The organism is Micromonospora deserti (assembly GCF_003236335.1).
Lineage (GTDB): Bacteria > Actinomycetota > Actinomycetes > Mycobacteriales > Micromonosporaceae > Micromonospora > Micromonospora deserti.
In genome coordinates this window covers 1-9,187 of the sequence record NZ_POUB01000239.1, presented here as the reverse complement: position 1 = coordinate 9,187, position 9,187 = coordinate 1, and the positions used below count along the sequence as shown (strand labels likewise).

8 protein-coding genes and 1 pseudogene are annotated in these 9,187 nt (G+C 74.6%); 1 reads left to right on the top strand and 8 read right to left on the bottom strand.

Annotated features, from left to right (window positions below):
• Positions 1-91: 91 nt before the first annotated feature.
• The 4 genes and pseudogenes from C1I99_RS25075 to C1I99_RS25060 all read right to left on the bottom strand — a co-directional run.
• A pseudogene (locus C1I99_RS25075) lies at positions 92-199 on the bottom strand (FxsA family protein); the annotation flags it as partial.
• A 131-nt stretch (positions 200-330) separates the two neighbouring features.
• The gene (locus tag C1I99_RS25070) at positions 331-1,140 is read right to left on the bottom strand and encodes a polyprenol monophosphomannose synthase (protein WP_111136654.1); all 810 of its coding nucleotides are present in this window, start codon (positions 1,138-1,140) and stop codon (positions 331-333) included.
• A gap of 38 nt (positions 1,141-1,178) precedes the next feature.
• Positions 1,179-2,771 (bottom strand): apolipoprotein N-acyltransferase, encoded by a 1,593-nt coding sequence (gene lnt / locus C1I99_RS25065; RefSeq protein ID WP_233512701.1) that lies wholly within the window; start codon positions 2,769-2,771, stop codon positions 1,179-1,181.
• A 58-nt stretch (positions 2,772-2,829) separates the two neighbouring features.
• On the bottom strand, positions 2,830-3,027 hold the full coding sequence (locus tag C1I99_RS25060) for a hypothetical protein (protein WP_111136653.1): 198 nt from the start codon (positions 3,025-3,027) through the stop codon (positions 2,830-2,832).
• A gap of 499 nt (positions 3,028-3,526) precedes the next feature.
• Between C1I99_RS25060 and C1I99_RS25055 the strand changes: the two genes are divergently transcribed.
• On the top strand, positions 3,527-4,903 hold the full coding sequence (locus C1I99_RS25055; RefSeq protein ID WP_199562383.1) for an alkaline phosphatase PhoX: 1,377 nt from the start codon (positions 3,527-3,529) through the stop codon (positions 4,901-4,903).
• A gap of 43 nt (positions 4,904-4,946) precedes the next feature.
• Here C1I99_RS25055 and C1I99_RS25050 read toward each other — a convergent pair whose 3' ends face one another.
• Genes C1I99_RS25050 through kamD form a run of 4 tightly spaced genes read right to left on the bottom strand, consistent with a single transcriptional unit; the run spans position 4,947 to position 9,007 of the window.
• The gene (locus tag C1I99_RS25050) at positions 4,947-6,281 is read right to left on the bottom strand and encodes a glutamate mutase L (RefSeq protein ID WP_111136651.1); all 1,335 of its coding nucleotides are present in this window, start codon (positions 6,279-6,281) and stop codon (positions 4,947-4,949) included.
• Positions 6,278-6,670 (bottom strand): 3-aminobutyryl-CoA ammonia lyase, encoded by a 393-nt coding sequence (gene kal, locus C1I99_RS25045; protein WP_111136650.1) that lies wholly within the window; start codon positions 6,668-6,670, stop codon positions 6,278-6,280. Before kal ends, C1I99_RS25050 begins: the two co-directional genes overlap by 4 nt.
• Positions 6,663-7,448, bottom strand: coding sequence for a lysine 5,6-aminomutase subunit beta (gene kamE, locus C1I99_RS25040; protein WP_111136649.1), 786 nt, complete (start codon positions 7,446-7,448; stop codon positions 6,663-6,665). Before kamE ends, kal begins: the two co-directional genes overlap by 8 nt.
• The gene (gene kamD, locus C1I99_RS25035) at positions 7,445-9,007 is read right to left on the bottom strand and encodes a lysine 5,6-aminomutase subunit alpha (protein WP_111136648.1); all 1,563 of its coding nucleotides are present in this window, start codon (positions 9,005-9,007) and stop codon (positions 7,445-7,447) included. The genes kamE and kamD overlap by 4 nt, the downstream gene beginning before the upstream one ends.
• Positions 9,008-9,187 lie beyond the last annotated feature (180 nt).

Here is a 9,187-nt window from a genome sequence, read left to right as displayed (position 1 = left end):
ATTCTTTTTTTCAGGGATACGGTGACCATCGAGTTCTACACTTCTAGCTTCGTCGGCAGCGTCAGATGTGTATAAGAGCCAGCCCCGGCGGCACCGCCGAGCCGAACCCGACCGCCCGCCCCACCGCGACGAACACCGCCAGCTCCAGCACCACCGCCAGCAGCAGGGCCAGCGGTACGAACCTCAGTCCTCGGCGCATCTCACCCCATCCGCCCTCGCGGCGCCCTTCGTCCGGTCTGCCCCGCCGTGGCCGGTCACGCCCACAGCGTCACCGCTACCGGCCCGACGACCGGCGGGACAGCCCGCGTGTCCAGCATGACACGCCGGCGCTCAAGGCCACCGCACCTGACCGGTGGGCGTGCCGTGCAGGCCCCGCCGCAGCGCCAGCCGCCGGTCCTGCACCCCCCACGCGGTGATCCGCCACAGCGCCTCCGCCACGATCAACGGACTCATCTTGCTGCTGCCGCGTTCCCGCTCCGCGAACGTGATCGGCACCTCGACGATGCGCGCCCCGGCCCGGTGCGCCAACCGGGACAGCTCCACCTGGAACGAGTACCCCTGCGAGCACACAGACCCCAGGTCGACCGCCTCCAACGCGCTGAGCCGGTATACCCGGTAGCCGCCGGTGGCGTCGGAGACCGGCATGCCCAGCGCCAGCCGCGCGTACAGGTTGCCGCAGCGCGACAACAGCAGCCGCCGCAGCGGCCAGTTCACCAGCCGGGCGCCCGCGGTCCACCGCGACCCGATCACCACGTCGGCGTCGCGGGCCGCCGCCAGCATCGCCGGCAGGTCCTCCGGGGCGTGCGAGCCGTCGGCGTCCATCTCCACCACCGCGTCGTAGCCGCGTTCCCGCGCCCACGCGAACCCCGCCAGGTACGCCGCGCCGAGCCCCTGCTTGCCCTCCCGGTGCAGCACGTGCACCCGCCGGTCGGCGGCGGCCAGGGCATCGGCGAGCCCGCCGGTGCCGTCGGGGCTGTTGTCGTCGGCGACGAGGATCTCCACCGCCGGCGCGGCCCGGCGTACCCGCTGCACGATTCGGGTCAGGTTGTCGGCCTCGTTGTAGGTCGGGATCACCACCAGCACCCGGCCCACCCCTGGGTGACCGGCCGTCGGCTCTCGGGTGTCGGTCGCCTCGCCCACCGTCGCTCCCTCTCCGCCGGGTCGTCCCGGCTGGTGTGCTACCCGCCCGCGCGGTGCCGGCGGCGCAGCACCGCCGCGCCGGCCAGGGCCGTCACCGCCAGGGCGGCCAGCGCCACCTCCGGCCACAGCCCGACCCGGGTGGCCAGGGTGCGCCCGTCGGCCAGGCGCACCTGCCGCACCACGACCGCGCGGGTGTTGAACCCGGTGGCGTCGCTTACCCGCCCGTCCGGGGCGACGAACCCGGACACTCCGACCGTCGAGGCCATCAACGCCGGCCGGCCGTGCTCGACCGCCCGCAGCCGCACCATGGCCAGCTGCTGCCGCGCCTCGGCCACGTCGAAGGTGGCGTTGTTGGTCTGCACCACCAGCAGCTGCGCCCCACCGGTGACGGTGTCGCGGACCACCTCGTCGTAGGCGACCTCGAAGCAGATCACGTCGCCGAGCACCGCCGCGCCGGTGTGCAGCACCCCCGGCTCGGAGCCGGGCACGAAGTCGGCCCGTACCCGGTCGACCTGGCTACTGACCATGCGCGCCAGCTCCCGCATCGGCACGTACTCGGCGAACGGCACCGGATGCCGTTTCGTGTACAGCTGCGCCAGGTCCGGGCCGGTGCCCGGACGCCACAGGATGCCGGCGTTGCGGACCTGCCCGGCGCCCGGACCGCGCAGTACGACACCGACCAGGATCGGCGCGCGCACCGCGTCGGCGGCCTGGGAGATCCGGGCGCCGGCCGTGCCGTCGCGCAGCGGGTCGATGTCGCTGGAGTTCTCCGGCCACACCACCAGGTCGGGTTGGCGCTGCCGGCCGGCGGTGACAGCCGCGGCCAGCTCGATGGTGGCCTCGACGTGGTTGTTCAGCACCGCCTGCCGCTGCGCGTTGAAGTCCAGGCCGAGCCGGGGCACGTTGCCCTGCACGATCGCCACGGTGACCGCCACGCCCGGGCCGGCGGCGGCCACCGGCACCCCCAGCGCGGCGGCGGGCACCGCGACCGCCGCCGCGGCCAGCCCGGCCACCGGCGCCCACCGGCGGCCGCGCCCGTCCCACCAGCACCAGGCGGCGCCCAGCAGCAGCCCCCCGGTGAGCGCCACCGCGAAGGTCACCAGCGGCGCCCCGCCGAGGCCGGCCAGGCGCAGCAGCGGCGAGTCGTCCTGGCTGAACGCCAGCCGCCCCCACGGGAAACCACCGAACGGGGTGCGGTCGCGCAGCGCCTCCTGCCCCACCCACAGCACCCCGGTCAGCGCCGGCCAGGTGGCACGCCACCGGTCGGCCAGCGGCGACACCCACGCCGTCGCCGCGCCCAGCAGCGCCAGGTAGCCGGCCTGCAGCAGCGACAGCAGCACCCACGGCAGGTACCCGGTGTGCAGGTTCGTCCAGCTCAGCAGCGGCGCGAACAACGCCACCCCGGTGAGGAAACCCAGCCCCGCGCCGGCCCGGATCCGCCGCCGGTGCGCCGCGGCCGCCAGCAGCGCCACCCCGACCGGCGCCAGCGGCCACACCCCGTACGGGGGGAACGCCGCCAGCAGCGCCAGCCCGGCCGCCAGCGCCGCCGGGGCGGCCACCCGCAGCGGCAGCGGCCCGGGCCGGGCGACGGCGGGCGCCGCCCGCCCGGCAGGGACCTCGTCCTGGGTAATGGTCGTCACGGCCACCTCACCACGATCACGGGCCGAAGGCTACCTGGCTTCCGGCCGGTCAGCCGCCACCGCCGGCGGCCCAGGGCCGCGCCGGGGAGGTATGTCGGCCGGAGTCCACCAGCAGGGTGATGCGAGCTTGCGAGGAGGCCCGGGCCGCCGCCGAGCGGGACGCCGCGTCTGGTCGCTCGACCGCCGCCCGCGGGCGCTCGGCGGGATGCCGCACACCGACGACGTCGGTGGCGGATCGCTGCCGCACCGGGAGAAACGAAATCGGGGCGCGGCTTCCGCCGCGCCCCGATGCTCCCAGGCCCTTCCCGGCCGGTGGGGCGAGGATGCGGCACGTCGACCTTCGGACCGACCGGACGCCGACTGGCTGCCCCCGCCTGGCCGTTGTCTACTGGCCGTGCACCTCACCCTGCCCGTACACCGGTAACCGCGGCCGGTTCGCGCCGCCCCGCCGACCCCCGCCCGCTGGACCTGGCCGCCGCGACGAACTGCTCGTGTCGCTCGGCCAGCGGACGAAGGGACGAAGCGAACAACAGCCGCTTCCCGTAGTAGGACTCAAAGACGGTACGTGCTGCACCCCCGCCGCTGTCAACCCACCCCCGACGAGTCGCGGCCGGCGCATCGGCGTGTCGCCCGGCGAGTCCCGCCGCCCGGGCGTGGCGGGGCGTTCAGCTGAGGTTCACACCGCGTCCGGTGACGGCCACCGACGGCCCTCCTAGCGTCGGTGGCCCACGATCCAGGAGGTGGAAGTGACCACGAGCAACGGTCTGGACCGGCGCAACCTGCTGCGCGGTGGCGTCACCGCCGCGGCGCTGGCCGCGCTCGGCCCGCTCGACGCCCTCAGCGCCCGCACCGCCGGCGCCGCCCCGCTGGCGAAACTGCCCGCCAGCCCCGACTACGGTCCACTGCACCCGGTGAAGGACCACACCACAGGGCTGGAGCTGCTGCGCCTGCCCCGCGGCTTCGAGTACCTCAGCTACGGCTGGACCGGTGACCTGATGTCCGACGGCATCCGCACCCCGGGCGCGCACGACGGCATGGCCGCGTTCCGCCGCACCGACGGCACGGTGGCCCTGGTGCGCAACCACGAACGCGGCGGCTACACCGGCGCGTTCACCACCCCCGCCTACAACCCGGCGGCCGCCGGCGGCACCACCACCCTGGTGTTCGACCCCGACGCCGGGCGGTTCACCGACTCGTGGGCCAGCCTCGGCGGCACGATCCGCAACTGCGCCGGCGGCCCCACCCCGTGGGGCACCTGGCTGACCTGCGAGGAAACCACCGAGGTCGGCCCGGACGGCACCCGCCACGGGTACGTGTTCGAGGTGCCGCACACCGGCAAGGGCGACCCGCGGCCGCTGCGGCAGATGGGCCGGTTCAGCCACGAGGCGGTCGCGGTGGACCCGGGCAGCGGAATCGTCTACCTCACCGAGGACGCCACCCCGTCCGGCCTGTACCGGTACCTGCCGCACACCCGCGGTGAGCTGGCCGCCGGCGGGGTGCTGCAGATGCTGGTGGTGCCCACCGCCGACGGCTCGTCGTACGCCACCTACGGCGACGGCACCGGCACCGAGTACCGGGACCTGACCTGGGTGACCATCGACAACCCGGACTACGCCCCCGGGCAGACCCGCCCCGCCCTGCAGGGCGCCGCGAAGGGCGCGGCGGTGTTCCGCCGGCTGGAGGGCGCCTGGTGGGGCAACGACCGGGTCTACGTCGTCTCCACCAGCGGCGGCCCCGCCGGGCAGGGCCAGGTCTTCGAGTACGACCCGGCCGCCGAGCGGATGCGGGTGCTGTTCGCCTCCCCCGACGCGGCGGTGCTGAACAACCCGGACAACATCTGCGTCAGCCCGCGCGGCGGCATCGTGCTGTGCGAGGACGGCAGCTCCGGGGAGTACCTGCACGGCCTCACCACCGACGGGGTGATCTTCCCGTTCGCCCTGAACCAGGTGGTGATCCCCGCCGGCGGGGTGCCGGGCAAGACCGTCGCCGCCGGCGACTACTCCGGGTCGGAGTGGTGCGGGTCCACGTTCGAGCCGCGCACCGGCAACTGGCTGTTCGTCAACGCGCAGAGCCCCGGCATCACCTTCGCCATCACCGGACCGTGGCGCACCGGGTCGCTGTAGGCCGGCACCGGGTCCGGCGGGAGGAGCTGCCCGCCGGACCCGGTCAGCCGCCCAGGTGGCGGCGCAGCAGTGCCCGCGCCGCCGCCGGGTACTCCCCGGCGAGCAGGCCACCGGCGGCGAGGACGTAGTCGACGTCGACGACGTCCCGGGCGTTGCGCGGCAACGCCCACCCGCCGGCCCGGTCGGTGAGCACCGCGCCCAGCACCGCGGCCGCGTCGACGGGCGCCGCGTGGCGCAGCACCCCGCCGGAACCGACCAGCAGCCGCACGTCACGCAGGTCCCGGCCGGCGCGCTCGCCGGTGGCCGCGCCCCGGGCGTGCCGCCGCAGCGCCACCGTGGCGGCGAGCGCGGCGATGCGGGCGTCCACGGCCCGCTCGTCGGCGTCGCCGGGCAGGAACCCCGGGTCGGCGGCGCGGGCGGCGGCCGCCGCGGCCAGACCGTCCTGCTCACCCGCGCCGAGCAGCCGTTCCTCGACGGCGGCCCGCACCACCCCGGGCGCGCTCCAGCGCATCCCGAGGTCCCCCTCGACGGTGCGGGCCCGCCACAGCGCCCCGGCGACCTCCCGGCCCGGCCCGCCGGCACGTTCGTCGGGGGTGAGCACCGAGTACACGTCGGTGGTCGCCCCGCCCACGTCGACGACGGCGAGGTCCCCGCCGAGGGTGTCGGCGAGGGTCTCCACCCCGGTCAGCACCGCGTCGGGGGTGGCCGCGCGGACCAGCCGGGCGAACCGGGAACCCCGCGACAGGCGTTTACCGCCGATGACGTGCCGCAGGAACACCGCCCGGATCGCCGCCCGCGCCGAGGCGGGCGCGAGCACCCCGATGCGGGGCAGCACGTTGTCGGCGACGGTGACCGGCACCCGCGCGGCGGCGAGCAGGGCGTGCAGCTCGTCGCGGGCGTCGGCGTTGCCGGCGAGCACCACCGGCCGCCGCCACCGGGCCCTCGCCAGCCGGGTGGCATTGTGGGTCAACACCTCCGCGTCGCCGCCGTCGGTGCCGCCGACGAGCAGCACCACGTCCGGGCGGGCAGCGCGCAGCGCGGCCAGCCCGGCGGCGCCGAGGCGACCGGCGGCCACGTGCACCACGTTCGCCCCGGCGGACAGGCCGACCCGCCGGCCGGCCTGCGCGGTGACCAGCTGCTCGTAGCCGACGACGGCCAGCCGCAGCCCACCCCCGGCCGACGAGCACACGTACCACGGGGCGGCGCGCACGCCGAGCCCGGCGGTGGCGGCGGCGACGGCGGCGTCCAGGCCGTGCAGCACGTCCGTGCCGACCGTGGTGGGCGCCGACGCCGCCGCGACCAGGCCACCGCCGTCGAGGTCCACCACCGCCACCTTGGTGTACGTGGAGCCGACGTCGGCGCAGACGGCGACGCTCACGCCACCGGCGGGACGACCACGGTGCCGGTCGCGGTGACCGCCACGATCGGCGGGTCGAGCACCTCGGCGGCGGACTCGCCCCGGTCCGGCCGGCCCCGGCACACCACCCGGACGGTGAAGTCGATGGTGCGGCTGCGAGTGCCCACCCGGGTCACCGTCGCGGCCACCTCCAGGACGTCCCCGGCCCTCATCGGCGCCTTGAACTGCACGTCGGAGTAGGAGGCGAACAGCCCCTCGTCGCCGTCGGTGCGGATGCACACCTCCGTCGCGACGTCCCCGAACAGGCCCAGCGCGTACGCCCCGTCGACCAGATCGCCGGCGTAGTGGGCGTGCGAGTACGGCACGTAACGCCGATGCACGACGGTCAACCCGACCCGGGAGTCACTCATGCCTTCCCGCCTTCCTGCTCGTGACCAACGCGTGCACCAGATAGCTGGCCACCTCGCCCGGCGTGGTGCCCCGGCCGAAGATCCGATCCACCCCGAGTTCGCCGGTCATCGTCTCGTCGAACCGCGGCCCGCCGACGATCAGCAGCGGCCGCCGCCCCGCCGGCATCGCCTCCCGGAACGCCGCGGACATCTCCCGGGTGTTGTGCAGGTGCGCGTCGCGCTGGGTGACCACCTGCGACACCAGCACCGCGTCGGCCCGCTCCACCCGCGCCGCCTCCACCAGCTCCGGCACGCTGACCTGCGCACCCAGGTTGGTGACCTTCAACTCCCGGTAGTACTCCAGGCCCTTCTCCCCGGCGATGCCCTTGACGTTGAGGATCGCGTCGATGCCGACGGTGTGCGCGTCGGTGCCGATGCACGCCCCCACCACCGACAGCTTGCGCCGCAGCTTCTGCTTGACCAGGGCGTTGACCTCCTTGGCCGACAGCAGCGGGAAGTCCCGCTCCACCACCTGGACCGCCGACAGGTCCACCAGGTGGTTCACCCGCCCGTACACCACGAAGAAGGTGAACCCGTCACCCAACTGCTTCGCGTGCACTAGCATCGCCGGGTCGATGCCCATCTTGTTGGCCAACTGCACCGCCGCGCCCTCGGCCCGCTTGTCGTGCGGCACCGGCAGCGTGAACGACACCTGCACCATGCCGTCGCCGGTGGTGTCCCCGTACGGCCGGACGATCTTCTTCGCGGCGCCGGCCGCGCCCACCTCGGCGGCGCTCATGCCACGCCCCCTTCCAGGATCTCCGTGGCCGGGTTGTAGTAGCCGGCCTCGTGGGCGGCGACCCCGTCGCGCCCCTTGCCCCGGTCCGCGGGCCGCTTCATGATCCCGAAGGTGCCCTCGGCGATCGCGGTGAGCAGCGACTGCTCACCGATGCGCTCCAGCAGCTCCACCGCCTCGCCGAGGACCCGGTGGGCGCGCTGCTGGATGAACCCGCCCGGCGCGGGCACAAAGTCCTCGTGCAGCCCACCCGCGGCGCCGAGCACGTACCGCACGTTCTGCAGGGCGATGTCCCGGTCCGACAGCCACGGCGTCACCACCGCCTCAGTCATCATCCCGACCAGCAGGATGCCCTGCCCGGTCATGGTGCCGACCAGGTTGAAGAACCCGTCGAGCAGGTTGCCCCGAAACACATCACCGGTCATGTGCTTCGTCGGCGGCATCCACTTCAGCGGCGCCTGCGGGAACAACTCCCGGGCCAGCAGCGCGTGCGCCAGCTCCAACCGGAACGACTCCGGCAGATCCGGGTTGATCTCGAACGCGTGCCCCAGCCCCAACTGCCAGTCCGCCAGCCCCGCCTCGTGCGCGAAGTACTCGTTGAGCAGCTGCGACACCGTCACCGTGTGCGCCTCGTCCACCGCGTCGGCGGTGGTGAGGTAGTTGTCCTCACCGGTGTTGATGATGATCCCCGCGCGGGCGTGCACCTGCCGGGAGAACCGCTGGTCAACAAAGGTGCGGATCGGGTTGATGTCACGGAACAGGATCCCGTACATCGAGTCGTTGAGCATCATGTCCAGCCGTTCCAGGCCGGCCAGGGTCGCCATCTCCGGCATGCACAACCCCGACGCGTAGTTCGTCAGCCGCACGTACCGGCCCAACTCCCTCGACGAGGCGTCCAGCGCCGCCCGCATCAACCGGAAGTTCTCCTGCGTGGCGTACGTGCCGGCGAAACCCTCCCGGGTCGCCCCCTCGGGCACGTAATCCAGCAGCGACTGCCCCGTCGACCGGATCACCGCGATCACGTCCGCGCCCGCCCGGGCCGCGGCCTGCGCCTGCGGGATGTCCTCGTAGATGTCCCCGGTCGCCACGATCAGGTAGATCCACGGCCGCTGCCTCGGGTCCCCGTACCGCGTGACCAGCCGCTCCCGCTCGGCCCGACGCCGGTCGATACGCCGGATGCCCGCCGCGACCGCCCGCCGCGCCGCCCTGCGCGCCGCCGTCGCCGCCTTCCCGGCCGGCACGGCGAACCGCACCGACCCGGCGGCGGCCTTCTGCGCCAGCAACGTCACGTCGGTGATCTGCTCCCGGGCCAGGGCGTCGAACACCGGCACCGCCACCCCATGGCCCAACCCCACATCGGCGACCACCGCGTCGACCAGGCGGTTCACCCACGGGATGCCGTCGGGGTCCGCGCCGGTCACCCCGGCCAGCCGCAGCACCGCCCGCTCCACCGACACCGTCGTGTGGCTCCGCGCCAGATCCACCACCGGCCGCCCGGCGCGGCGCGCCAACTCCCGCGCCCGGCCCACCAGCGCCGGATCCAGGTCAAGCTTGCCTGTCACCCCGTCACCTCGCTCCGCTCGGCGACGGCGCCACACGCGCCTGTGCTGTATCGATGGCTCGCTCGCTCACGCAGACCCTTCCTCATAGATCACCTCACCGCGCAGCACCGTGCGCCGGCACACCGGTAGCGGCGTCGGATCCTGCGGCCCCCGCGCCTCCGGGTCGTCGGCCTGCAACAC